Raw genomic sequence first — 24,385 nt, 5'->3', positions numbered from 1 at the left:
CTCTGCGGTTGGAATCGGGTGGATAGCTCTCGCCATCACTTGTCCGGGCTGGCGAACACCTCGTAAGATGCAACGCACTGCATAGACAAAGACAAACAATCGGACATTTCGTGGACGACAACGACCGCTACCGCGCCCCTGCACTGGACAAGGGACTCGATATCCTCGAACTGCTGGCCGAGTATCCCGACGGCCTGACCCGCGCCGAGATCGTCAAGGCGCTTGGCCGCGGGCAAAGCGAGATCTACCGGATGCTCGAGCGCCTGGTGGCGCGGCAGTACGTGACCCGCTCGGTCGGCGGCGACCGCCATGCGCTGAGCCTGAAACTGTTTGCACTCGCGCACCGGCACCCACCGGTCAACCGGCTCGTGACGCAGGCTCTGCCTGTGATGGATGTGTATGCGCGCCAGGCGGAACAGTCGTGCCATCTGGGCATGTACGACCGCGGCAACGTGCTGATCGTGGCGCAGGTGCCCGGCCCCGGCGAGTGGGGGCTGTCAATCCGCCTGGGTGCGCGCGTTGGCCTTGTCGACACCGGTTCCGGCCATGTGCTGCTGGCCTGCCAGACTGAAGAGCGGCGCACGCAGATGCTCGACGAGCACGTCGCGGTGGTCGGGGAAGTGAAGATTCCGGAGGACGAGTTCGCGCAGACGCTGGCGTCTATCCGCGAGCTTGGCTACAAGCAGCGCGAAAGCCTGCAGTCGTTCGGCGTGGTCGATATCAGCTGCCCGATCTTCGATCCGCAGGGATATGCGCTCGCGGTGCTGACCTCGCCGTATATCCGCCGCATTGACCGCCATGCAGGGCCGTCGCTGGACGAGGCGCGCGAGTTGCTGATCGAGGCGGCACGCTCGCTGTCGCTCAATGCAAAGGTGGAAATAGAGCAGCCGGAGCAGCCAGAGTAGGCAGATGAAGGCGCCGGCCCGCAGGCGGGCCGGCGTCGATCAGAACTTGGGAATACGCAGCGTCTTGCTGACCATCAGCGAGCCCGACAACGCGAACAGCAGCACCAGCGGGTGAAGGTCGGCGGGACCCAGGGTCCAGACGCCGCCGGGCAGCGCCGCGCCAATACGCTCCTGCGCCGCGCACCAGGCAAGTACGCCGGTCAGCAGCACGCTCGTCGGAATGGGCGTGCCTTCGAAATACTTGACCTTGTCGCTGCCGGCCGACAGCGTTTCCGCGGTGACATTGAATCGGGCAAGCCGGCTCACGCCACAACACACGAAAAAGATCAGCACGGCCAGGTCCCAGCCACCGCGCATGCCCGCGGCAAAGGCCAGCGTAGCCGGGCCAACGCCGAAGGAAATGATGTCGGCCAGCGAATCGAGCTCGCGCCCGAGCGCGGAATGCTGGTGGCGCCAGCGCGCGATGCGCCCGTCCAGCACGTCGAAGATGAACGCCAGCGGCGCGAGCGCTGCGGCCGTGAAGAAATGCGCCGGCGTCGGCGTGCCCACGTAGAACATGGCGAAGAACACCGACCCCATGCCGCACGCCGCATTGCCGAGCGTGAACACATCGGCGAGCTGCAGCTCGCGCAGCATGGAAAAATGGCGGGGCCGCTCCTGAGGCGCCGACATGAGCGTTGCGCTCAGAGAACCTTGGACACGTGGCCGACCTGCGGCGGGGCCGCGAAGCTGTCGCTGACCAGTTCGCGCCACTGCTGGAATTCCGGCGATTCGCGGAAATGCACCATATGGTCTTCCACCGTTTCCCATTCGACCACCAGCGTGTATTGCTGCGGCTGCTCGATCGAGCGGAACAGCTGCACGCCATGGCAGCCGCGCGAACGCAGGAACAGCGGCGTGGCCTTGCTCACGCCCTGTTCGAACTGGCTTTCGCTGCCGGGCTTGACGGTGATTTGCGCGATTTCCTTGATCATGATGTCCCTGTATCTGGTTGGGGTGGCTGCCGGCGCGTGCCGGCCGAATGACATTACCTTAGCACGTTCATGCGCAGGGGTCGTGTGGCCGCAACGCTTTCGTCACTGCTGCCCCTTAGCATCGCGGCTTTCCATGAACCTCGGATGAACTGCCATGTCACCCACGCTGCCGAACGCCCTGCTGTCCGGACTGCTGCTCGCCGCAAGCACGACCCTCGCCGTTGCGGCCACCGCGCCGTGCGGATCACCGTCCACGCTGATCGCCGATGTGCAAGGCGCATCGGCCACTTCGCCGCTGGCGGGCAGGACAGTCGAGATCGAAGCCGTCGTCACCGCCGATTTCAGCGGCGCCGACGGCTTCATGGGCTTCTTCGTCCAGCAGGACGATGCGCGGCGCCAGCACCGGGCGGGCGTGTCGGAAGGCCTGTTCATCTACGCGCCGCGCCATGCCGCGCGCGCCGGGGACCTGCTGCGCCTGGCCGGCACGGTCGAGGAACGGTATGGTCAGACCCAGCTCGCCTTGTCGGACATGCCAACGGTTTGCGCCACGGGGCGGACCGTCACGCCCGCCAGCGTGACGCTGCCTGTCAGCAACGAGGCCGCGCTGGCCGCGCGCGAAGGCATGCTGGTCAGCCTGCCCCAGACCCTGACCGTCAACGACACGCATGAACTGGGCCGCTACGGCAGCCTGCTGCTCGGACATGGCAGGCTGCGCATTCCCACGGCAGTCGCTGCACCGGGCCGGGATGCGGCGCAGCTTGCTGCCGCCAACGCGCTGAACCGGCTGGTGCTCGACGACGGATCGAGCCAGCAGAATCCTGCGGTCGTGCCCTACCCCGCGCCCGCGCTAAGCACGGCAAACCCGGTGCGCACCGGCAACACCGTCAGTGGCGTGCGCGGCGTGCTGGAAAAGCGCTACGGCACCTGGCGGCTGCAGCCTGTGCCCGGCGATGCGCCACCGCGCTTTACTGCAACGAATCCGCGCCATGCGGCGCCTGCCAGGACCGCCGGCACCGACGTACGCGTGGCAGCATTCAACGTGCTCAATTACTTCAACGGCAACGGCCAGGGCGGCGGCTTCAATGCGCCCGATAACCGTGGCGCCCGCAACGCCGCCGAGTTCGATCGGCAGGAAGCCAAGTTGCTCGCGGCGCTGCGCGCGCTCGATGCCGACGTGATCGGCCTGATGGAAGTGGAGAACAACGGCTATGGTCCGCACAGTGCCGTGCAGCGACTCGCGGCGCTGATTGGGCCCGACTGGCGCGCGGTCGACCCCGGCATGCCCAGGCTTGGTACTGACGCCATTGCCGTCGCGCTGCTCTACAACCAGCGTGCCGTGAAGCCGCTGGGCATGCCCGCCACCACAGTACTCGATATGCGCAACCGGCAGCCGCTCGCACAAACGTTCCAGCTGATCGGCAACATGTCGCAAACCTTCACCGTCGTGGTCAATCACCTGAAATCCAAGAGTTGCGCGGACGCTGACGGCGCTGACCGCGACCAGGGCGATGGGCAAGGATGCTGGAACACGACCCGATCACGTGCGGCGCAGGCGCTGGCCGACTGGCTTGGCACGTCGCCGACCGGCGTCGCGGATGCCGGCACGCTCGTGATCGGCGACCTGAACAGCTATGCCAGCGAAGATCCGGTTACGCTGCTCGCCCGCCTGGGTTACGAAGACATCGTGGCAAGGTTCGCCGGACGCGATGCCTACACCTATGTCTTCGACGGCCAGGCCGGTTACCTCGACTACGCGCTCGCCGACGCTGCGCTCGCCCCACGCATTCGTGCCGTCAGCATCTGGCATGTCAATGCGGACGAGCCAGTCGCCTTTGCCTACGCGCAGGCGTATCGCAACGCTGCCCAGCAGGAACGCTACTACGCACCGGATGCATGGCGCGCCTCCGACCACGACCCCGTGCTCGTGGATTTGTCGTGGCGAGAGGCGGCTCCGGACGCTGGCCGCCTTGAAGCCAGCCCCGGGAACGGCATCGGCGTGACCGAGCCGGATGGTGGCGGCGGCAGCGTCGGACTCGCCGCGCTGCTGGGAATCATGCTGGCCGCATGCGCAACGCTGGCCGCCCCCGCGCGTCAGACGCGCCAGTCGTTCCGGTAAGGATCGAAGCTGCGGCCGGGCGTACCGGACACACCGCGCGTGTCCATGCCCGCGATGGTCCGTCCACCGTCGGTGAATGGATCGGCCTGGCGCACGCGCGCGCCATCCGTGTACGGATCGACGCTGCGGGCCGGCGACGCTGACACACCTGAAATGTCCATGCCTGCGAGGGTACGTCCACCATCGGTGAACGGGTCCACCTGCCGCGTGCGCGTGCCGTCGCTGTACGGATCAAAACTGCGGGCCGGCGACGCCGATACGCCTGAAGTGTCCATTCCGGCGAGGGTACGTCCACCATCGGTGAACGGGTCCACCTGCCGCGTGCGCGTACCGTCGCTGTACGGATCAAAACTGCGGGCCGGTGACGCCGATACGCCTGAAGTGTCCATTCCGGCGAGGGTACGTCCGCCATCGGTGAACGGATCCACTTGCCGCGTGCGGCCACCGTCGCTGTACGGATCAACGCTGCGGGCCGGTGACGCCGATACGCCTGAAGTGTCCTTCCCGGCCAGGATCAGCGCGCCATCCGTGAACAGGTCGATCTGGCGGGTGCGAGCGCCGTCGCTATAGGGATCAGGCGTGCGCACCCCAGTGCTGCCGGCAGCCTGTACGGAACCGATCGAAAGCGTCGCGGCAGCTACGGCGGCGGTCAGCAGGGTCTTGGCGATGGTGGTGGGCATGGCAGTCTCCAGGCGGGGTGAATGTTCCTGTTGGTCGGCTGGCCTCGCCCGGCATTACATCAATCTGGATCTTTTTTTTGACTCGATGATCTGCGACGTTCGGAGGTGTTGATTGCGTGACTTATCACGCCTGTACCGGCCCGGTCACCTGCTGCCGGCCGCAGTCTCCGCGATCCGGGACACGTTCGCCGGTAGTAGCCCAATCGAATCACAGCGTGTGATAAATACCCCGGAGAAAACCCTAATACAATTGCGCGAGTCGATAATTCAATAATTTATGACGTCCGCACCAGATTAATCCAAGCCAGCGCAATACGTGTTGCCGCCCTGTGGTGGAGTCGCGCATCACGCCTCAAGCCCGCAAGCCTTGCCTGCGGGCTTTTTTTTGCACAGCAATAATCATTCCGAAGCCGCGTGAATTCCCGATTCCATTTGTTATCGGAATAAATACATTCAAGCTAATTCATGATTGTTTCTTTTTCTTGACTTACTTGATATATCACATACTGTGTATCCAAATGCGGCCCGAAAAGCGGCTTCGCACCGGACAAGCATGACAAATTTGTAATGTATCAACAGGCAGACCATCTCCTGAGGAGGACTCGCCCGAGCATTTACCAGACATTTCTTCCATCGTCAGATTATTGGATCTGACAAAACCATTTTTGAGCCATTTTCCGCTACCGGAATATACCGGAGAGCCGGGCATTCCTGCGCCTCGAAAAATCAGGAAACCCCAGACTTAATAAGCCAACGGAACAGGAGACATGAAAATGACAGCCACCCCACGAAAACCCGGTAGTCACGTCGCCGGATTGCACCGACCAACCCATTCACGGAGCGCGCAATGACTCATCCATCGGCAGCTCTTCCTTCGCAGCAGACTCCGGAAAACACGCGCTGGATCCAGTTGATCGTCGGCGTCGTCTGCATGATCGCCACGGCGAACATCCAGTACGCGTGGACGCTGTTCGTGCCCGAGATCCAGGAAACCTATGGCTGGTCCCGTGCCAGCATCCAGATCGCCTTTACGGTATTCGTGCTGGTCCAGACCTGGCTCGCGCCGATCGAAGGTTACTTTATCGACAAGTTCGGGCCGCGCATGATGGTCGCGTTCGGCGCGGTGTTCATCGGCACCGCGTGGGTCATCAACTCGCAGGCCACCACGCTGATGGGCTTCTACATCGGCGCGGCGGTGGGCGGCCTGGGGGTGGGCTCCATCTACGCGACCTGCATCAATAACGCGCTCAAGTGGTTCCCCGACCGGCGCGGCCTGGCCGTGGGTCTGACGGCGGGCGGCTATGGCGCAGGCTCCGCGGCCACGATCCTGCCCATCGCGGCGATGATCGAATCGTCCGGCTTCCAGCACACCTTCCTGTTCTTCGGCGTCCTGCAGGGCTCCCTGGCATTCGTCGCCGCGTGGTTCCTGCGCGCGCCGAAGACCAATGAGGTCCGGGCGTCGCAGAAGCTCGTCCAGGCAACGCGCGACTACACGCTCAAGGAAGCGATGAGCACGAAGCTGTTCTGGCTGATGCTGGTGATGTTCGTGCTGGTCGTCACTGGCGGCATGATGGCCGTGGCGCAACTCGGTGTCATCGCAAAGGATCTTGGCGTGAAGGAGTTCCAGGTCGACCTGCACTTCTTCGTCATGGCCGCCCTGCCGCTCGCACTGATGCTCGACCGCATCATGAACGGCATCTCGCGCCCGCTGTTCGGCTGGATCTCGGACAACATCGGCCGCGAGAAGACCATGGTCATCGCGTTCTCGCTCGAAGGCGTCGGCATCATCGCGCTCGGCTACTTCGGCAGCGATCCGTATGCGTTCCTGATCCTGTCCGGCGTCGTGTTCCTGGCCTGGGGCGAGGTGTATTCGCTGTTCTCGGCACTGGCGGGCGATGCGTTCGGCACCAAGCACATCGGCAAGATCTACGGCGTGCTTTATACGGCCAAGGGTATCGGCGCGCTGTTCGTCCCGATCGGCAACCTGCTGATGGAGGCGACCGGCACGTGGTCGACCGTTCTCTACACGGTCGCCGCCATGGACCTTAGCGCCGCGTTCCTGGCGATGATGGTGCTGCGCCCCGTGCTGGCCTCGCATGTGGCGACCGCCCGGAGTCTCCATTCCAAGGAGACCGCGGCAGCCGGCGCGCAGGTTCCCGCCTGACGCTGGCGGAACGGGCTTCCGCAACAAACAAGCGGGCTTCTTCGGAAGCCCGCTTGCCACTTCAGACTGGCACGTTCCGGCGGCGCGCCTTGCTCAGGTCTGGACTTCGCGGCGCGCCAGACTTTTGACCAGGTACAGCACCACCAGCAGGTTGGCCGCTGCCAGGCCCGCGTGCATCCAGCTCGGGTGCGCCAGCGCCTCATAGAGTTCGATCGGAAGGTAGATGCCACCCGACCACACGCCGAGCCAGTTGCCCCAGGCCAGCCGATGCCACAGCCCCCAGGCCTCCGCGAACCGCATCAGCGCATAGACGGCTGCGGAGCCACCAATGGCCCACAAGCGCGCATCGCTCGGGTTCGAGAGCAGCGACAGGAAGATAGTGGGATAGCGGCTGGCCGGGTTGATATGGAGCCGCATGATGATCGATTCGGCCAGTGCCTGCGCGTCACGGTGCAGCAGGGCCACGAGCCCGAGCCCCGCAACGATGACCAGCGCGCCCTTGGCGGCTTCGAACAGCGCAATGCTTCTGAGGCCAACTACGGCCGGTTTTGCCATGGTGGGCTCCGGGGTTGTGATGCAAGGCCCATATTGTGCAATACAGGCTGCCCCGGGTTCCACCTCCTCTCAAACTCTGCGCCGTCTCCTGGCGCGCGTCAGCGCCCGTAGGAGCGTTCGCGCATGGGTCCGTCGGCGTCGATACCGCCACTCGCTTCGAGCGGTCCGTCAACGGTGAGTGGGCCGTCTACGAGCAGATCGCCCTTGACGACCATCGTGCCATGTACGGTAACGGGCCCATCGAAGACCTTGTAATACCCGCCTGCGTAGGGCAAACCAAGCGCCGCGGCTGGCCCGGTGAAGTACGCCGCCGTCAGCGGCCCGCGCGCATGGACGCGTCCGGCGACCACGAGGGTGCCGTGCACGACCACCGGCCCGCGCACGTGCGCGGAGCCGCCAACAGTCATCGACCCCGTTTCATGAGGCTGAGCATGCAAGGGGACGGCCGCGCACAGGGCCAGCGCGGCCAGCAGCGCCAACGCCATGCCACCGCGCGGCCACTTCAGGCGAATCAAGGGACGAATAGGACTCATGACAGGTGTCCGCGGTGCGGACGCTCGTTCAGCAGTGATATTTCCAACTTAGTGGGGATGCAACGGCCGCGCAAGCGACGCGCTGGCGCAGCACACGGTCAGCGCCTGGCTTCCAGCGTGGCCTTCAGGCGCCTGACGGCTTCCGTCGACTCCGCCTCGATGCGCGGCCGCAGCACCATGCGGTTCAGCAGCAGGAACAACAGCGTGGGCGACTGATAGCTGAAATCGCGCTCGAAACGCGTGCTTTCCTCGGTCGGCGTCAACGACGGCGTCAGCGCCGGGGTCAGCGTATAGGCGACGGTGCCGGCCTTGCGGCCTTCGATCTCGCCCTCGATCGTCCATGCGCGCGGGGGATCGCGCTTTGTCACCGTCCAGATGACCACACCGCTGCGCCCGGCCACGACGAACGTCTCGGTCACACGCTCGCCAGGCAGCAGCGAGTGATCCGTAGCACCCTTCACTCCCAGCGAGGACGGATGCCAGGCAGGCCAGTTGCCGGGCGTGGATACATAGTCGAACACCACGGCCGGGGGGCGCGCGATGACCGCTTCATTGTGGATGCGGGTGATGTCGGTCCACGGCAACGGCACGAACAGTGCCGCAACGCTCACGGCCACAACGATGAATATCCAGAACAGCGTCTTGTGTCGGTGCATGGCAGGTGCCGCGCGCATTCGGGAGCGGCGCAATGCATTCAGTGTAGTGATCCGATTGCATCGCGCCACCCCTGCGGCACTTGCCGGGCGTCCGATGTTACTGCGCGGGTGCCGACGCGGAAGCCACCGATTCAGGTACCGGCCCCCAACCGCCACCGAGACTCCGCACCAGCGCCACCGTCGCCGCCGCGCGCAGCCCGGCCACCGCATTGGCATCGCGCTGCGATTGCAGCACGGTCCGGTCGGCATCGATCACTGTCAGGTAATCGACCGCACCCGCGTCATAGCGGCTGCGCGACGTGCGCTGGGCGCGCCTGGCACCGGCCAGCGCGCCGTCGAGCGCCGTGGCCTGCTGGCTGAGCCAGCGTACATCGGCCAGACTGTCCTCGACTTCGCGGAACGCCACCAGCACGGTCTGCCGGTAGCGCGCCACGCTCTCTTCATGCGCGGCGCGGGCGCCGGCGAGGTTCGAGCTGTTGCGGCCGCCGTCGAACACGGTCTGCGCCACCGTCGAACCCAGCAGCGGGCCAAGCATCCACGTGCGCGACGACCACTTGAACAGGTTCGACAGGTCCGCCGACTCGAAGCCGAACAGCGCTGTCAGCGAAATGCGCGGGAAGAACGCCGCCTTGGCGACACCAATGCGCGCATTGGCCGCCGCCATCTGCCGCTCCGCCGCCGCGATGTCAGGCCGTCGTTCGAGCAATTCCGATGGCAGACCGGCCGGCACCGCCACCGGTGCCGTGTCAAACGGCTTCGCAGCGAGCCCGAACTGCGATGGCGACACGCCGGTCAGCACCGCCAACGCATGTTCCTGGTTGGCCCGGCGGCGCTCGATGCCGGCCAGGTCGGCACGCGCGGTGCCGAGCTCGGCTTCGGCGCGGGCCGGGTCCAGGTCTGTCGTCTCGCCCGCCTCATAGCGCTTGCGCAGCAACGACAACGCATCTTCCCGCAGCTTGATCGTCGCGTTGAGCAGGTTGCGTTCGCTGTCCAGCGTGCGCAGCGCAAAATACGCCTGCGCCGTATCGGCCTGCAGCGCAAGCTGCACCGAGCGGTACAGGTCTTCGGCGCCCTTTTCGTCGGCACGGGCCGCATTCACGCTGCTGGCCACGCGCCCGAACAGGTCAAGCTCGTAGCTGGCAAAGGCGCGCGCCTTGAGCACGGTCTGCGGCGCCACGCGCGTGCCCTCCGGCAAACCCTGCGAGGCGGCCGACGGCTGCGAACGCGTCGGATCGAGTCCGACGCTCAGTTGCGGATACAGGTCCGCTTCCGTCGCGCCGGTGAATGCCCGCGCCTGTTTCAGGCGCGCCGCAGCCGCAGCGAGATCCTGGTTGTAGGTGTTGGCCGCGTCGATCAACCGGTCCAGCTCGGCATCGCCGAAGATCTTCCACCAGTCGCCGCGATGCTGGCCTTCGGCCGGTGCGGCGGTCTTCCATTGCGCGCCCTCGGTCGCGGCGGCATCAGCCTCCTTGAAGGTCGCGGCGGTCGGGGTCTCCGGCACCTTGTAGGTCGGTGCCAGCGAGCACCCGGCCAGGACCAGCGCGGCGGCCAGTGTTGCAAGCCTGGGCAGGTATAGCTTCATCAGGTTGTTGTTCATGTCTTTCACCATCACTCTGCGGACGGCACAGCGTGCGACGCCGATGCACTGGTCGCCGCTGCCTCCCGGCGCTGCTTGCGAGTCGCCAGCAAACGCAGCGCCACATAGAACACCGGGGTGAGGAACAGGCCGAAGAACGTCACGCCCAGCATCCCCGCAAACACGGCCACGCCCATCGCATGGCGCATTTCCGAGCCAGCGCCGGTCGACACCACCAGCGGCACCACACCCATGATGAACGCGAACGACGTCATCAGAATCGGGCGCAGGCGCAGGCGGCTTGCTTCGATCGCGGCTTGTACCACCGTGCGGCCGTGGTGCTCCAGCTCTCGCGCAAACTCCACGATCAGGATCGCGTTCTTCGCCGACAACCCGACCAGCACGATGAAGCCGATCTGCGTGAAGATGTTGTTGTCCCCACGCGTCAACCACACGCCCGTCATGGCTGCCAGCAGGCTCATCGGCACGATCAGGATCACGGCCAGCGGCAGCGTCAGGCTTTCATACTGCGCGGCCAGCACCAGGAACACGAGCAGCACGCACAGCGGGAAAATCCACACGCCCGCATTGCCGGCCAGGATGTCCTGGTAGGTCAGCTCGGTCCATTCGAAGCCGATGCCCTTCGGCAGCGTCTCGGCAGCGATCCGCTCAGCGGCAGCCTGTGCCTGGCCGGACGAGAAGCCCGGCGCCGGACCGCCGTTCATATCGGCGGCGGTGAAGCCGTTGTAGCGGCTCACGCTGTCCGGACCAAAGCTCTGCTTGACCTTCACCAGCGACGACAACGGCACCATTTCGCCGCTGGCGCTGCGCGCCTTGAGTTGCAGAATGTCCTCGGCATGCTGGCGGAACTGCGCATCCGCCTGCACCTTGACCTGGTACGTGCGGCCGAACTTGTTGAAGTCGTTCACGTAGGCCGAGCCAAGATAGGTCTGCAGCGTCTCGAACACATCAGTCACCGGCACGCCAAGCTGCTTGGCCTTGGTACGGTCGAGCTGCACGTCGAGCTGCGGCACGTTCACCTGGTAGTTGCTGAAGATGCCAGCCAGTTCGGGCGTGGCACGCGCCTTCGCCATGAAGGCGTTGGTCGCGTCGAACAGCGCGTCATAGCCAAGCGCCGCACGGTCCTCGATCATCATCTTGAACCCGCCGATGGTGCCGAGGCCCTGCACCGGTGGCGGCGGAAACACCGCGATGAACGCGTCCTGGATCGACCCGTACTGCTTGTTCAGGTCCGCGGCAATCGCATTGCCGGACAGCTCCTTGCCCTTGCGCTTGTCGAACGGATCGAGCGTGACGAACACGATGCCGGCGCTAGGACTGTTGGTGAAGCCGTTGATCGACAGGCCCGGGAACGCCACGGCCGACTCCACGCCCGGATGCTTGAGCGCGATCTCCGACATGCGGCGGATCACGTCCTCGGTCCGGTCGAGCGTCGCGCCGTCAGGCAGCTTGGCAAAGCTCACCAGGTACTGCTTGTCCTGCGCGGGCACGAAGCCCTTCGGCACCATCTGGAAGATGCCCCACGTGGCCAGCAGCATTACGGCATAGACGCCGAACACCGAGCCCTTGCGGCGAATCACACCCTTCACGCCGCGACCATACTTGTCGGAGCTGCGGCCAAAGAAACTGTTGAAGCGCGCGAAGAAGCCGCCGAACACCTTGTCCATGCCGCGCGTGAGCCAGTCCTTGGGCGCGTCGTGGCCCCGGAGCAACAGCGCCGACAATGCCGGCGACAGCGTCAGCGAGTTGAACGCCGAGATGATCGTCGAGATCGAGATCGTCAGCGCGAACTGTTTGTAGAACTGGCCGGTCAGGCCCGTCATGAACGCGAGCGGCACGAACACGGCGATCAGCGTCAGCGCGATCGCGATGATCGGGCCGCTGACTTCACGCATAGCCTTGTAGGTCGCTTCCTTCGGCGACAGCCCTTCCTCGATGTTCCGCTCGACGTTTTCCACCACCACGATCGCATCGTCCACGACGATGCCGATCGCAAGCACCAGCCCGAACAGGCTCAGCGCGTTGATCGAAAAGCCGAAAGCATGCATCAGCCCGAACGTACCGACGATCGACACCGGCACCGCGAGCAGCGGGATGATCGACGCACGCCACGTTTGCAGGAACAGGATCACCACCAGCACCACGAGCGCAATGGCCTCGAACAGCGTGTGGACCACCGCCTCGATACTGTGGCGCACGAACTGCGTCGGGTCATAGACAATGCTGTAGTCCACGCCCTCGGGCATGTTCTGCTTCAGTTCCTCCATGGTCTTGCGCACGTCGTTCGAGATCTGGATCGCATTCGAACCAGGCGCCTGGAAGATCGGGATCGCGACCGCGGACTTGTTGTCCAGCAGCGAGCGCAGCGCGTATTCCGACGCACCGAGTTCAATGCGTGCGATGTCCTTCAGGTACGTGACCGCGCCGTCCGAAGACGTCTTGACGATGATGTCGCCAAACTCTTCCACGGTCTGCAGCCGGCCCTGCGCGTTCACCGAAAGCTGCAGGTCGGTACCCGGCAGCGTCGGCGACTGGCCGATCACGCCGGCCGCCACCTGCACGTTCTGCTCGCGAATGGCCTTGACCACGTCGGATGCCGACAGGTTGCGCTCGGCGATCTTCTCCGGGTTCAGCCACACGCGCATCGAGTAGTCGCCCGAGCCGAACATCTGCACCTGGCCCACGCCCTGGATCCGCGCAAGGCGGTCCTTCACGTTGATCAGCGCGTAGTTGCGCAGGTACGTCATGTCATAGCGGTCGTTCGGCGAGACCAGGTGGACCACCATGGTCAGGTCGGGCGAGCTCTTGACGGTGGTGATGCCAAGGCGGCGCACGTCTTCCGGCAAGCGCGGCTCGGCCTGCGACACGCGGTTCTGCACGAGCTGCTGCGCCTTGTCCGGGTCGGTGCCCAGCTTGAAGGTCACCGTCAGCGTGAGCGTGCCGTCGCTGTTGGCCTGCGAGTTCATGTACAGCATGTCCTCGACGCCGTTGATCTGCTCTTCCAGCGGCGTAGCCACGGTTTCGGCGATCACCTTCGGGTTCGCGCCCGGGAACTGCGCGCGCACAACCACCGACGGCGGCACGACTTCCGGGTACTCCGAAATCGGTAGCTTGAACATCGAGATAGCGCCGATCAGGAAGATCAGCACCGACAACACACCCGCGAAGATGGGGCGGTCGATAAAGAATTTCGAGAGATTCATCTTGGTCTCTGCAAAAAAAGCGTTCCCCTGGCGGCTCGCTCGTGGCGGGCACCATCAACAGTTTGGGGATCGAAACAAACTACGGACGCGCGTTCTTAAGGCTCTGGCAATTGCCCAGTGGAGAAGACATCAACGGTTCCTCAGGCCGGCTCCCTCTCCCCTCAGCGGGAGAGGGTTGGGGAGAGGGGTGGTTCAGGCGCTGGCACTCCGTTGAGGCTCCTGCCCTCTCCCCCAACCCCTCTCCCGCGAGCGGGAGAGGGGAGCAAGACATCGGCTCGCATGCCTCAACTGACCGGCTTCACGTCCGCTTCGCTTTTCTCGCTGGCCGCCTGCTTGCGGTCAGGCGAGGAGGATCGCGGCTCCAGTTCGCTGCGGAACGCCATCGATACCGGCTTCGGTGCGACCGTATCGCCAGGACGCACGCGCTGCAGGCCGTTCACGACGATGCTTTCACCGGGCTTCAAGCCCTTGCGGATCACGCGCAGCCCTTCAAAGGTCGGCCCAAGATCCACCTCTCGGTAGGTCAGCTTGTTGGCCTTGTCCACCACGAGCACAAACTTCTTGCCCTGGTCGGTGCCGATGGCGCGATCGTTGATCAGCACGGCGTCGTGCGGCGAACCGCCACCGAGCTTGACCTTCGCATACAGGCCCGGCAACAGGCGGCCATCCTCGTTGTCGAACACGGCGCGGACGCGAATGGTGCCGCTGCGCGTATCGAGCCGATTGTCGATCGAGTGGATCTTGCCCTCGTGCGGATTGCCGTCTTCGTTGGCCAGGCCCAGGAACACGGGCAGGCCGTCCTTGCCGCCGCCAGCACCCGGCGCGGTGTAGCGCAGGTAGCTTTGCTCGTCGACATCGAAGCTCGCATACACCGGCGAGACCGAGACCACCGACGTCAGCGGCGGCGATGCGGCGCCCGCTGCGACAAGGTTGCCGACCGTGATTTCCGCACGCGATACCTTGCCGGATACCGGCGCAACGATGCGCGTGTAGCTCAGGTTCAGCTTCGCCACCTCCAGCGCCGCCTGCGCGCCGCGCACGTCGGCGGACAATTCGCTGGCGGCGTTGATGCGCTCGTCGAACTCTCGCTTCGAGATGGCGTTGTCGTCCAGCAGGCGCTGGGCACGCGCCTTTTCCGACTGCGCATGCGAAGCCCGTACCTGAGCCGCGGCCAGCGCCGCCTCGGCGCGCGCGACTTCGGCTGCGTAGGGGCGCGGATCGATCGTGAACAGCGGATCGCCCTTCTTCACGATCGAGCCTTCGCGGAAATGCACCGTTTCGATCGTGCCGGAGACGCGCGGACGGATTTCCACGCGGTCCACCGCTTCGATACGGCCCGAGAACTCGTCCCATTCGGTAATGGTCTTGCCGACTGCGCTCGCCACTTCAATGGCCGGGGCCGGCGGCGGCGTGTTGGCATGCGCTTCGCCGCCATGCCACGGGCGCAGCATGGAGGTGGCAACGCCGGCGCCGAGGACGACCACAATGGCAATCGCGATCAACGTGCGTCGATTCTGGGTAATCATTTCTCTTCACTCCTGTTGCGGGTTTTCTTCAACTGGAAAAGCAAAAGGCTGCGAAAGCACGAACGCCGCCGGCCGGGCCGCGAAATGCGGTCCGGAGCTTGTCGGACAGATCAGCAAGTCTGTTTGCCGGATGCCGCGCAGTCCGTCTCGGCGGCATCAGTACCGGCTGGCGTGTTACCCGGAATGCCTCAGCCGGCAGGCTTCATTCCGGACCGGCTTTCGCGCCGGGATGAGGTGTCGTCGGCCGCGGCTAGACATCGCCGCAGGAATCGCGCACCTTCGTCTACCCACGACTGACAGTCCTCGTGGGTGTCTTCTACACCGTCGCCACAGGCGCCCGGCATGATCATGGCCTCGGCCGGCACACCGGCCTTGGCAAGGCGCCCCGCGAAGGCTTCGCCTTCCGCGCGCAGCGCATCGACTTCGGCCACCTGCACCAGCGTGGGCGGCAGCCCTGCCAGGCGCGAGGCCAGCGCCGGCGCGGCATACGGGTGCACGCTGGCGGCCGGCGTCGGCAGATAGTCGCGATAATTGCAGGCCAGCCGCTGCAGGGTTTCCAGCGGTACCGCGCCACGGCCCGCGCCGGTGCACGACGCATGCTGCAGGCACGGGTCGGTCACGGGGCGGATCAGCCATTGCCCGCTCGGCTGCGGGGCGCAACGGTCGCGCAGCATCTGCGACAGCGCGATGGCCAGATTGCCGCCCGCCTCTTCGCCAACCAGCGCAAAGCGTGCCTTGTCCACCTTCAGGCGGCGCGCGTAGCGCAGCACCCATTCCACGGTGTTGTACGCATCCTCGGGCGCGGCCGGAAACGGGTGGTCCGGCGCCAGCGAGTAGGCCGGCGTCACCACGACTGCCGGCACCGAGGCTGCCAGGGACTGCACGAGCTGCTTTGCCCGTTCCAGTCCGCCGTCCACGAAACCACCCGCGTGCAGGTACACCAGCCACGGCAGCAGCGCGCCACTTTCAGTGGCCGGGGCGGGATATCCGGGCGGGTAGCACACGCATACCGAGATCTCGCGCTCGCCGCTTGCCACGCTGAATTCCGCGACGCGCGCCTGCTCGTTGCCGGTGGCCGACGGCGCGGCGGGTGGGCGATGGCTGGGCGACTGGGACATGGGCACCTTGGCGGGCGTGCTGAAATCGGTTGGCACGCCTATCATGTGTTGCGATGCAACGGATTATGGTGATTGACGCCGATGGGATAAAGCGAGAGATTGCCAACGCACTGTTCCGCGATTGGAATAATCCGCCCGCTGAGACCCCACGCATGACAAGGTCTTGGAAAATGTGATTCACTCCCGCTCTCCCGGCTGCGCGGCCCTTTCAGCCGCCGGCATCCAGCCGGGAACCGGGAAGCCCTGGCATGGCGCCAGGCCTGCACATCGCCCCGGCAACCAATCCCCGTACATTCGCACCGGTCGCCCCGTTCGGCGAGCCGTCAGGAAACATTGGTCGGAAGCTCATCATGGATCGTCTCGTCTCAATGCAGGCCTTCACCCGGGTGGTCGACATGGGCAGCTTCGCGCGTGCCGCCGACTCGCTCGACCTGCCCAAGGCCACCCTCACCCGTTTGATCCAGAACCTGGAGACGCATCTGGGCGTCAAGCTGCTGCACCGGACCACCCGGCGCATCAGCGTGACCAGCGACGGTGCGGCGTACTACGAGCGGTGCGTGCGCATCCTGGCCGATGTGGAAGAAGCCGAGCAATCGCTGACGCGGCACAACAACTCGCCCAAGGGCACGCTGTCGGTGGATACCACCGCCGGGCTGGCCCGCCTTGCGCTGATCCCGCACCTGCACGACTTCTTCGCGGCCTACCCGGAACTGAAGCTGGACCTGACCATCAACGGCAAGCCGATCGACTTGCTGCAGGAAGGCGTGGACGTGGTGCTGCGCGTGGGCGCGGTGGACGAGTCCATGGTCGCGCGGCGCATCGGCCAGCTCAAGCTGGCGTTCTTCGCGTCGCCGATCTACCTGAACCGCTTTGGCACGCCGCATGAGCTCGCGGACCTTGCCCAGCACAAGGCAGTCAACCACCTGTCCAACCGCACCGGGCGCGAATGGCCATGGCAGTTCACGCGCGGGCACGAGAGCACCGAGATCCTGCTTCCATCCGCCATTTCCACGAACGATGGGGATGTCTACCTGGAATGCACGCTCGCGGGCCACGGACTGGCCTGCCTGTCGCGCGTCATGGCCGAACCGTACGTGGCCAGCGGCCGGCTGGTCGAAGTCATGTCCGACTGGCAGAGCGAGGAACTGCCGATTTCCGCCATGTATCCGCAGAACCGCCACCTGTCCGCCAAGGTTCGCGTATTCGTCAACTGGGTGGCGGACATTTTTGGCCGGCATCCGCACTTCGGTGCCGCACCGCAGCAAGGCGGGGTGACGCAGCTGGCCGCGTAGGCGCGCCTGTTATTCGCCGCTCAATCCGCGCCACTGCGTAAGCGTCGCATCCTATACTGTTTCTTCCGCAATAACGTGAATGGGAGGGTTCCGATGAAACGCACACTTTTCGGCCTGGCGGCCACGGCAGCGGTAGCAATGACCCTGGCGGGCTGTGCCGGCTCGGGGACAACGGGGGGCGGCGGCGGTGCCAAGGCCACCGCGACCCTCTCGCCGAAGAGCGGCACCAATACAGGCGGCACGGTCACGTTCACGCAGCAGGCCGGCGGCGTGATGATGGTGGCATCGGTCACGGGTCTGCCGCCCAACACCACGCATGGCTTCCACGTGCACGAAAAGGGCGACTGCTCGGCGCCCGATGCGATGAGCGCCGGCGGCCATTTCAACCCGACCAGCAAGCCGCACGGGCAGATGGGCATGCCTGACCACCACGCCGGCGACATGAACAACCTCACGGCTGACGCCAACGGCAATGCGCGCGCCAGCATCCTGATGCCTGACCTGAGTGTGGGCAGCGGCCCGAACAGCGTAGTCGGCCGCGCCGTAGTCGTGCACAAGGATCCGGACGACTACAAGACGCAGCCGACAGGGAATTCAGGCGGGCGGATTGCGTGCGGGGTGGTTGCGGCGTCGTAATGTAGGCGCGCCCGTTCAGTTCGCCCCTGAAGTCCGCATTCACGCGCTGGCGCAGGTAGTCCCCGGCACTGACCGGCGGGTACCTGCTCGCCACGCCCTTCGATCATCGCCTCTCCATGGCTTGTGGAACGCTACCGCGAACTGGCGCCCCGCTTGGCCGTTGCGCCTTTCCTGCGGACCGGCACGGGCATGGCATCGCCTGACACGTCGGTATCCGGATAGCGGTCGAACGTCTGCTTCACAAGCTGCCGCAGCCAGACGATGGCCGGATCGTGGTGAAAGCGCGGATGCCAGTACTGGCTCAACGCATACGGCGGCAACACCACAGGAGGCTTCACCACGCGCACGATGCCGTAGCGGCTGAAGACGTTCGCGAGTTCCTCGGGCACGGTCGCGATCAGGTCGGGTTGCTGCTCCATCAGCAGCGGGATCGAGAGAAAGTGTGGCGTATGCAGGTAGATGTTGCGCCTGAGCCCATGACTCTCGAATGCCGCGTCGTACGACGGGCTCGTACGGCCCGCGAGACTCACGGTGACGTGCGGCATCGACTCGAACTGCTCGATCGTCAGGGCGTCGCGCACCTGCCTGTTCTTTGTGCTCACGATGGTCACAAAGCCATGCATGAACAACTGCTGCCGGAACAGCGACTCGGGCGCCGTCTGCACCGAGCCTAGCAACAGGTCGGCATCGCCCGACGCCAGCAGCCCTTCGATCTGCGGCACCGGCACCTGCAGCGTTCGCAGCTTGCAGTGAGGCGCAACCACACGCAGCCGTTTCATCAGCGGTGGAAGGAACACCAGTTCCCCCATGTCCGTCATGCACAGCGTGAACGTGCGCTGCATCGTGGCGGGGTCGAAGCTCGCCTGCGGCAGCACGCGCGTGCGCATCGCCGTCATGACGTCCAGTACGGTTTCGGACAGCGCCTCCGCCTTGATCGTCGGCGTCATGCCCGCGGCGGTCTTGACGAACAGTGGATCGTCGAAGAATTCGCGCAGGCGGTTCAGCGCGTGGCTCATCGCACTCTGCGTAAGGCCAAGCTGCGCCGCGGCGCGCGTCACGCTGCGCTCGCGCAGCATCGCATCGAATACCGTCAGCAGGTTGTAGTCGAACGCGTCAGTATGCATGGCATACATTCCCTCAATGATTATCATGCGATTGACGCATATTGTCGCGCTGCCTAACCTGCTGTCAACACGCCTCGCAGAGGGCGTTCCACACACAGGAGACACGCAATGTTCGTCAGGAATACCTGGTATGTCGCCGGCTGGGACAACGAAGTCGGCGCCAGCAACTTCTTCAGCCGCACCATCATCGGCATCCCGGTGCTCATGTACCGGTCGGAGGACGGCACCCTCCATGCGCTGGAAGACCGCTGCTGCCATCGCGGCGCGCCGCTGTCGATCGGCCGGCGCGAAGGCGACTGCGTACGCTGCATGTACCACGGACTGAAGTTCGACACGTCCGGCCGTTGCGTCGAGGCACCAGCACAGCAGCGCATTCCGCCACAGGCCCGCGTGCGCGTGTTCCCGGTGGTCGAACGCAACCGCTGGATCTGGATCTGGATGGGCGATCCCGAATCGGCCGATCCGGCACTGATTCCCGATACGCACTGGCTGGCCGACCCGGCGTGGCGCAGCCTCGACGGCTACATCCACTATGACGTCAACTACCTGCTCATTGCCGACAACCTGCTCGACTTCTCGCATCTGCCGTTCGTGCACCCCACCACGCTGGGCGGCAGCGAGGACTACGCAGCGGCGCAGCCCAAGGTCGAGCGCCTCGACAACGGCGTGCGCATTACGCGCTGGACGCTCGACACCGATGCGCCGCCGTTCGCGAAGCAGGTCAAGAACTGGCCGGGCAAGGTGGACCGCTGGAACGTCTACAACTTCACGATTCCGGCGATCCTGCTGATGGATTCCGGCATGGCGCCCACGGGCACCGGTGCGCCCGAGGGGCAGCGCATCGATGCGGCCGAATTCCGCGGGTGCCAGGCGCTGACGCCGGAGACGGAGAACTCGACGCACTACTTCTTCGCCCATCCGCATAACTTCGCGATCGATAACCCCGAGGTCACGCGGTCCATCCACCAGAGCGTGGTCACCGCGTTCGACGAGGACCGGGACATCATCACCGCGCAGCAACGGTCGCTGGCGCTGGCGCCGGACTTCAAGATGATCCCGTTCTCGATCGATGCCGCGCTGTCACAGTTCCGCTGGGTCGTCGAGCGCCGCGTGGCAGAGGAAGCCGCACAGGCGCAGCAACGTCAGGCCAAGGAGGCGTGATGGAACTCATCGTGACAAGCCTGCGCCTGGAGGCGGAAGGCGTCCTTGGCGTGGAACTCAGGCATCGTTCCGGCGATGTGTTGCCGCCATTCGAACCGGGCGCGCATGTGGATGTCAGCTTTCCCAACGGGCTGATGCGGCAATACTCGATCGCCAGCCCCGCCTCCGACACGACGCGCTACTGGCTTGGCATCGGGCTCGCACCGGCCTCTCGGGGCGGCTCGCGCTTTGCGCACCACGAACTGCGCCTGGGCGACACCCTGCCGGTCAGCACGCCGCGGTCGCTGTTCGGGCTCCACGAGCCAGCCACCGGCCATCTGTTCGTCGCCGGAGGCATCGGGATCACGCCGATCCTGAGCATGATCCGGCGCTGCGTCGAACGCGATCTTCCGTGGCGGCTGCTGTACTGCGTTCGCTCGCGCCGCCATGCCGCCTATCTGGAACAACTCGCACCGTTCGCGGACCGCGTCACGCTGCATGCCGACGACGAGCATGGCGGCCATCCCGACCTCCATACGGCATTGCGGCAGATGCCTGCAGACTGGCACGTCTACACCTGCGGACCGGGAGTCATGATGGATGCGGTATGCGATCACGCCAGTGCATTGGGAATCGGTACCCATGCGGTGCATCTCGAACGCTTCACTGCCGGCGCACAGACACCTGCGGAAACCGGCGCGTTCCAGGTACGCCTGCTCAGGCACGGCGGGCAGTTCTCGGTGCCGGCAGGAACCAGCATCCTTGAAGTGCTCGAAGACAACGGTGTCTGCCTGCCATCGTCGTGCCGGGAAGGCCTGTGCCGCAGCTGCGAAGTCCCGCTGGTTGCCGGCACGGCGGATCACCGGGACTATGTGCTCAGCGATGAAGAACGCGAGGCGAACAAGTCCATCCTGATCTGCGTTTCGCGCGCGAAATGTGCGGAGCTGGTGCTGGATGTGTAGGTCACTGCGAGAGCAGGCCACCATCTTGCCGTACCATAGCGGCCTGCTTCCGAGACTCCGCTATGTCCCGTTTTCCGCGCCGCGCCCTGCTCTGCCTGTCCACCGCAACGTTCGCCCTTTCCAGCGGTGCACACGCCACTGACATCGACTGCGATCCTGCGGCGGCACCGGCAAGGCAGACCACGGCACACCGCCTGATCTGCGAATCTGCGCTGTTTTCGATGGGCTACCAGCGTATCTATGCCGAGCAGCAGCGCATGCTCAAGGCAGGATCAGTGACCGAGGCTGACATCGCGACGTTCCGCGCCAAGCGGGACCGCTGCGATTCGGCGGCCTGCCTCGATACCACGTTCCGTGAATGGAAGTCGTTCGCCGGGCGCGTCAATCACAAGCCATAGACCGCATTGGTGCCACAGCCGGCGCGAGCCTATGCGTCAAGTCGATCCGGACATGACTCCCGTGCCCTGGCAAATTGCTCGAATTGCACCGCTGACAAAGGCTTGCTGAAGTAGTAGCCCTGCATCTCATTGCAGCCCTCGGCGCGCAGGATCGATATCTGCTCGACAGTTTCCACGCCTTCCGCAATGGTCAGCAGCCCGAGGTTGCGTGCCATCTGCACGATGGCACCGACGATCGCCCGGTCTTCCGCGTTGGTGGCAATGTCCCGCACAAACGACTGGTCGATCTTGAGCTTGCGAACCTGGAACTTCTTCAACTGCGCGAGCGAGGAATATCCCGTACCGAAATCGTCGATCGACATGCAAACGCCGCGCTCATGAAGCTCCTGGATCATGGCGATCGCGCGCTGCGGATCGCGCATGGCCACGCCTTCCGTCAGTTCGAGCTCCAGGTGCTGCGCCGGCAGGTCTTCCTCTTCCAGAATGCGCGAAACCAGGTTGGGAAGGTCGGCATGGTGGAACTGAACCGTGGACAGATTCACAGCGATCACGGGCGTATAGCCCGCCTTCACCCAGATGCGCGCCTGTCGTGCCGCGTGCCGCAAGACCCATTCGCCGATGGGTAGGATTGCACCGGTCTCCTCGGCCACCGGAATGAATTCGGCCGGAGACACAGCACCGAGTTCGGGATGATTCCAGCGCAACAACGCCTCCACGCCGATCAGCTTGCCGTCGTCCATGGACATCTGGGGCTGATAGTGCAGGTGGAACTGATTGCGAGGCAGCGCCTGGCGCAAGGCGCCCACCACCTTGAGATAGCGGACCATGCCCGCCTGCATCTGCGGGGTGAAGAAGCAGTATCCGCGCCGGCCTTGTTTCTTGACCTGGTACATGGCCGTGTCCGCGTTCTTCGAAAGGCTCTCGAAGTCGGTGCCGTCGCGCGGATAGAGGGCAATACCGATGGAGCCGCTGACAGTCAGGTCGTAAGGGCCGAGGTGATAGGGCTCCGCGATGGTGTCGAGCACCTTCTGCGCGGTCTGCGCAGCGGTACGTTCGCAGGCATCGGGCAGCAGGATCAGGAACTCGTCGCCGCCGAATCTCGCCAGCACATCGCCCTCGCTCAACAAGGGATGCAGCCTTCGGGCCAGCTCAATCAGCAAGGCATCACCAGCGCTGTGCCCCAGCGTGTCGTTGATGTCCTTGAACAGGTCGAGATCCAGGAACATCACGGCAAGCGTCTGTCCGTCCGAGGCCTGACTGAAGGCCTGCCGGGCCCGATTCTCCACAAGGCGGCGGTTGGGCAGCCCGGTCAATGCGTCGTAATGGGCGAGATGCTGGATGCGATCCGATGCCTGCTTGCGGTCGGTGGTATCGCGCGTGACCGCGAGCAGCCGCGTGACGCAGCCGTCGGCGCCGCGTATCGGCGTGGCATGCGTTTCCAGCCAGCGGCGCTGGCCGCGCAGACCGACAATCTCGAATTCAAGCAGCCCGCTTTCGCCGGACATGACGCGCGCATGCAAGGCGGCAAACGCGTCGCGATACTCGGGAAGGATGACTTCCGTGTAATGACGCTGCGCCTGCGCCAGCGAGTCCGCGCCGATCATCGCGAGACCCGCGGCGTTCATTTCCAGCAGGTTGCCGCCGCGATCGATGGTCTTGACACACTCCGGCTGCGTCTCGATCACGGTGCGCAAGCGCTGCTCGCTTTCACGCAGTGCTTCGTTGGCGCGCTGCCGCTCTGTTTCCCGGTCGAGATTGGCCAGCGCATAGTCGATGTTCCTGACCATGTCCATCAGCAGGTCGCGCACGACTGCATCGAAAACATGGGCAAGCGAACCGTAGAGCGACAAGGCGCCGATCACGCGATCGCCACGGTGCAAAGGCAGCACGGCGAATGACTTCCAGCCAAATCTCTGGCTCTGCGTTCGCCAGAGAACCGTGGCGGGGTCTGCGTGCACGTCCTGGCACCAGTACGGCGAATCGCTGCGCAATGCAAGCCCGGTGGGTCCGCGTCCATGCGGATCCGCTTCGTCGGCGGAAACCTTCAGATCCCGCAGGTACTCCATGCCCTGTCCATGGACAGCCACCGGCATCAGCCTCTTGCTGTCATCGAGCAGGCCGATCCACGTCATCTGCATGCCGCCGATCGTCACGGCGGCCCGGCAGATGTCCTCGAACAATTCCGCTTCACTGCGGCAGCGTGCAATGGCCTGATTGCATTGACTCAGTGCGCTGTATAGCTGGCTCAGCCGAACGCTCCTGAACTCGGTCTGCCTGTGCCGTGCGCGCAACACGGCGAGCCGCGTCAGCGTCGCGGACAGCCCGAGCATTGCCGCCGTCAGCGTGATGCTGGTTGCAGATGGCACGGCGAGCGACAGATACGCGGTGGCGCAAGCCACGCCGCCCGCGCCAATGACGGCAGCCTGCCTGGAAGCCCGACCCGGCGCGGCACCTTGCGTACCGTTCGCTCCGTCGGCATCGCGATGCCGACGCACCAGGCTCATCCGGCCGGACACGCGAGTCCCAACGGCGAAAATGCGGATTGCGGCGTGTGTGAGCCGTGCAGACGACGTTCGGAATGGGTCATGGAGGTCGGCGGGATTTCCAGGTTTTCGCAGGACTCCGCACTGAACGACGTGCCGAACAGGCCTGCGTTTACTGCCCGTGTATCGGCATCCCTGTGCGACTCTAACCCCCTACTTTAGGGGTAAGTGGACGACTATCTTCCGGGGCACGCATGACAAGCGGCGCAGGCGTCATAAGGCGCCCTTCACAAGTGAACTATCCGTCATGCGTAGGTGTAGCA

Annotated in this window: 20 protein-coding genes; 8 read left to right on the top strand and 12 right to left on the bottom strand. The window is 64.8% G+C overall.

Going from position 1 to position 24,385, the window contains the following annotated elements; translation table 11 throughout:
- The first annotated feature begins 110 nt into the window (after positions 1-110).
- Entirely contained in the window at positions 111-905 is a 795-nt protein-coding gene (locus KHO41_RS25325; protein WP_244874020.1) for an IclR family transcriptional regulator, read from the top strand.
- A gap of 39 nt (positions 906-944) precedes the next feature.
- Here the strand turns inward: KHO41_RS25325 and KHO41_RS25320 are convergent, their stop codons facing one another.
- A complete protein-coding gene (locus KHO41_RS25320) occupies positions 945-1,577 on the bottom strand; it encodes a CDP-alcohol phosphatidyltransferase family protein (protein ID WP_211956009.1) in 633 nt (210 codons plus the stop codon).
- A gap of 11 nt (positions 1,578-1,588) precedes the next feature.
- Positions 1,589-1,879: an antibiotic biosynthesis monooxygenase family protein gene (locus KHO41_RS25315; protein ID WP_211956008.1), complete on the bottom strand. Its 291-nt coding sequence runs from the start codon at positions 1,877-1,879 to the stop codon at positions 1,589-1,591.
- 154 nt (positions 1,880-2,033) lie between these two features.
- Between KHO41_RS25315 and KHO41_RS25310 the strand changes: the two genes are divergently transcribed.
- The gene (locus KHO41_RS25310; RefSeq protein WP_211956007.1) at positions 2,034-3,995 is read left to right on the top strand and encodes an ExeM/NucH family extracellular endonuclease; all 1,962 of its coding nucleotides are present in this window, start codon (positions 2,034-2,036) and stop codon (positions 3,993-3,995) included.
- Here KHO41_RS25310 and KHO41_RS25305 read toward each other — a convergent pair.
- A complete protein-coding gene (locus KHO41_RS25305) occupies positions 3,971-4,675 on the bottom strand; it encodes a copper resistance protein CopQ (RefSeq protein WP_211956006.1) in 705 nt (234 codons plus the stop codon). The genes KHO41_RS25310 and KHO41_RS25305 overlap by 25 nt on opposite strands.
- An 847-nt stretch (positions 4,676-5,522) precedes the next feature.
- Here KHO41_RS25305 and oxlT point away from each other — a divergent pair.
- Positions 5,523-6,839, top strand: coding sequence for an oxalate/formate MFS antiporter (gene oxlT / locus KHO41_RS25300; RefSeq protein WP_211956005.1), 1,317 nt, complete (start codon positions 5,523-5,525; stop codon positions 6,837-6,839).
- Positions 6,840-6,932: 93 nt separating this feature from the next.
- Here oxlT and KHO41_RS25295 read toward each other — a convergent pair whose 3' ends face one another.
- The 7 genes from KHO41_RS25295 to KHO41_RS25265 form a co-directional block, all read right to left on the bottom strand.
- Positions 6,933-7,394: a DUF2127 domain-containing protein gene (locus KHO41_RS25295; protein WP_211956004.1), complete on the bottom strand. Its 462-nt coding sequence runs from the start codon at positions 7,392-7,394 to the stop codon at positions 6,933-6,935.
- A gap of 98 nt (positions 7,395-7,492) precedes the next feature.
- Positions 7,493-7,927, bottom strand: a complete 435-nt coding sequence (locus KHO41_RS25290) for a hypothetical protein (protein WP_211956003.1) — start codon at positions 7,925-7,927, stop codon at positions 7,493-7,495.
- 98 nt (positions 7,928-8,025) lie between these two features.
- Positions 8,026-8,583, bottom strand: coding sequence for an SRPBCC family protein (locus KHO41_RS25285; RefSeq protein WP_244874019.1), 558 nt, complete (start codon positions 8,581-8,583; stop codon positions 8,026-8,028).
- Positions 8,584-8,680: 97 nt separating this feature from the next.
- Positions 8,681-10,180, bottom strand: coding sequence for an efflux transporter outer membrane subunit (locus KHO41_RS25280; RefSeq protein ID WP_244874018.1), 1,500 nt, complete (start codon positions 10,178-10,180; stop codon positions 8,681-8,683).
- An 11-nt stretch (positions 10,181-10,191) separates the two neighbouring features.
- Positions 10,192-13,383: an efflux RND transporter permease subunit gene (locus KHO41_RS25275; protein WP_211956001.1), complete on the bottom strand. Its 3,192-nt coding sequence runs from the start codon at positions 13,381-13,383 to the stop codon at positions 10,192-10,194.
- Between the two features lie 284 nt (positions 13,384-13,667).
- Positions 13,668-14,909, bottom strand: a complete 1,242-nt coding sequence (locus KHO41_RS25270; protein WP_211956000.1) for an efflux RND transporter periplasmic adaptor subunit — start codon at positions 14,907-14,909, stop codon at positions 13,668-13,670.
- Between the two features lie 188 nt (positions 14,910-15,097).
- Positions 15,098-16,027 carry an alpha/beta hydrolase gene (locus KHO41_RS25265; protein ID WP_211955999.1) on the bottom strand — a complete coding sequence of 310 codons (930 nt, stop codon included), beginning with the start codon at positions 16,025-16,027 and terminating at the stop codon, positions 15,098-15,100.
- Positions 16,028-16,377: 350 nt separating this feature from the next.
- Between KHO41_RS25265 and KHO41_RS25260 the strand changes: the two genes are divergently transcribed.
- Entirely contained in the window at positions 16,378-17,319 is a 942-nt protein-coding gene (locus KHO41_RS25260) for a LysR family transcriptional regulator (RefSeq protein WP_211955998.1), read from the top strand.
- A gap of 93 nt (positions 17,320-17,412) precedes the next feature.
- Complete coding sequence (locus KHO41_RS25255; RefSeq protein ID WP_211955997.1) at positions 17,413-17,955, top strand: superoxide dismutase family protein; 543 nt, start codon at positions 17,413-17,415, stop codon at positions 17,953-17,955.
- A 131-nt stretch (positions 17,956-18,086) separates the two neighbouring features.
- Here the strand turns inward: KHO41_RS25255 and KHO41_RS25250 are convergent, their stop codons facing one another.
- Positions 18,087-19,079, bottom strand: a complete 993-nt coding sequence (locus KHO41_RS25250; protein WP_211955996.1) for a LysR family transcriptional regulator — start codon at positions 19,077-19,079, stop codon at positions 18,087-18,089.
- A gap of 108 nt (positions 19,080-19,187) precedes the next feature.
- On the opposite strand from KHO41_RS25250, the gene KHO41_RS25245 reads away from it, so the two are divergent.
- The 3 genes from KHO41_RS25245 to KHO41_RS25235 all read left to right on the top strand — a co-directional run bounded on the left by KHO41_RS25245 (position 19,188) and on the right by KHO41_RS25235 (position 21,579).
- Positions 19,188-20,240 (top strand): aromatic ring-hydroxylating dioxygenase subunit alpha, encoded by a 1,053-nt coding sequence (locus tag KHO41_RS25245; protein WP_211955995.1) that lies wholly within the window; start codon positions 19,188-19,190, stop codon positions 20,238-20,240.
- Positions 20,240-21,181 (top strand): PDR/VanB family oxidoreductase, encoded by a 942-nt coding sequence (locus KHO41_RS25240; protein ID WP_211955994.1) that lies wholly within the window; start codon positions 20,240-20,242, stop codon positions 21,179-21,181. Before KHO41_RS25245 ends, KHO41_RS25240 begins: the two co-directional genes overlap by 1 nt.
- A 62-nt stretch (positions 21,182-21,243) precedes the next feature.
- Positions 21,244-21,579, top strand: coding sequence for a hypothetical protein (locus KHO41_RS25235; protein WP_211955993.1), 336 nt, complete (start codon positions 21,244-21,246; stop codon positions 21,577-21,579).
- Positions 21,580-21,608: 29 nt separating this feature from the next.
- Here KHO41_RS25235 and KHO41_RS25230 read toward each other — a convergent pair whose 3' ends face one another.
- A complete protein-coding gene (locus KHO41_RS25230) occupies positions 21,609-24,074 on the bottom strand; it encodes a putative bifunctional diguanylate cyclase/phosphodiesterase (protein WP_211955992.1) in 2,466 nt (821 codons plus the stop codon).
- Between the last annotated feature and the right edge of the window lie 311 nt (positions 24,075-24,385).

The organism is Cupriavidus numazuensis (assembly GCF_905397435.1).
GTDB classification, from domain to species: Bacteria; Pseudomonadota; Gammaproteobacteria; order Burkholderiales; family Burkholderiaceae; genus Cupriavidus; species Cupriavidus numazuensis.
This window is presented reverse-complemented; position numbering and strand designations above follow the sequence as displayed.

Excerpts from the sequence above, each read along its gene's own strand:
- KHO41_RS25275 (WP_211956001.1), bottom strand. The coding sequence starts at position 13,383 with ATGAATCTCTCGAAATTCTTTATCGACCGCCCCATCTTCGCGGGTGTG.
- KHO41_RS25285 (WP_244874019.1), bottom strand. The coding sequence starts at position 8,583 with ATGCACCGACACAAGACGCTGTTCTGGATATTCATCGTTGTGGCCGTG.
- KHO41_RS25265 (WP_211955999.1), bottom strand. The coding sequence starts at position 16,027 with ATGTCCCAGTCGCCCAGCCATCGCCCACCCGCCGCGCCGTCGGCCACC.
- KHO41_RS25280 (WP_244874018.1), bottom strand. The coding sequence starts at position 10,180 with ATGAACAACAACCTGATGAAGCTATACCTGCCCAGGCTTGCAACACTG.
- KHO41_RS25295 (WP_211956004.1), bottom strand. The coding sequence starts at position 7,394 with ATGGCAAAACCGGCCGTAGTTGGCCTCAGAAGCATTGCGCTGTTCGAA.
- KHO41_RS25305 (WP_211956006.1), bottom strand. The coding sequence starts at position 4,675 with ATGCCCACCACCATCGCCAAGACCCTGCTGACCGCCGCCGTAGCTGCC.
- KHO41_RS25240 (WP_211955994.1), top strand. The coding sequence starts at position 20,240 with ATGGAACTCATCGTGACAAGCCTGCGCCTGGAGGCGGAAGGCGTCCTT.
- KHO41_RS25255 (WP_211955997.1), top strand. The coding sequence starts at position 17,413 with ATGAAACGCACACTTTTCGGCCTGGCGGCCACGGCAGCGGTAGCAATG.
- KHO41_RS25245 (WP_211955995.1), top strand. The coding sequence starts at position 19,188 with ATGTTCGTCAGGAATACCTGGTATGTCGCCGGCTGGGACAACGAAGTC.
- KHO41_RS25260 (WP_211955998.1), top strand. The coding sequence starts at position 16,378 with ATGGATCGTCTCGTCTCAATGCAGGCCTTCACCCGGGTGGTCGACATG.
- KHO41_RS25315 (WP_211956008.1), bottom strand. The coding sequence starts at position 1,879 with ATGATCAAGGAAATCGCGCAAATCACCGTCAAGCCCGGCAGCGAAAGC.
- KHO41_RS25290 (WP_211956003.1), bottom strand. The coding sequence starts at position 7,927 with ATGAGTCCTATTCGTCCCTTGATTCGCCTGAAGTGGCCGCGCGGTGGC.
- oxlT (WP_211956005.1), top strand. The coding sequence starts at position 5,523 with ATGACTCATCCATCGGCAGCTCTTCCTTCGCAGCAGACTCCGGAAAAC.
- KHO41_RS25250 (WP_211955996.1), bottom strand. The coding sequence starts at position 19,079 with ATGCATACTGACGCGTTCGACTACAACCTGCTGACGGTATTCGATGCG.
- KHO41_RS25310 (WP_211956007.1), top strand. The coding sequence starts at position 2,034 with ATGTCACCCACGCTGCCGAACGCCCTGCTGTCCGGACTGCTGCTCGCC.
- KHO41_RS25270 (WP_211956000.1), bottom strand. The coding sequence starts at position 14,909 with ATGATTACCCAGAATCGACGCACGTTGATCGCGATTGCCATTGTGGTC.
- KHO41_RS25235 (WP_211955993.1), top strand. The coding sequence starts at position 21,244 with ATGTCCCGTTTTCCGCGCCGCGCCCTGCTCTGCCTGTCCACCGCAACG.
- KHO41_RS25320 (WP_211956009.1), bottom strand. The coding sequence starts at position 1,577 with ATGTCGGCGCCTCAGGAGCGGCCCCGCCATTTTTCCATGCTGCGCGAG.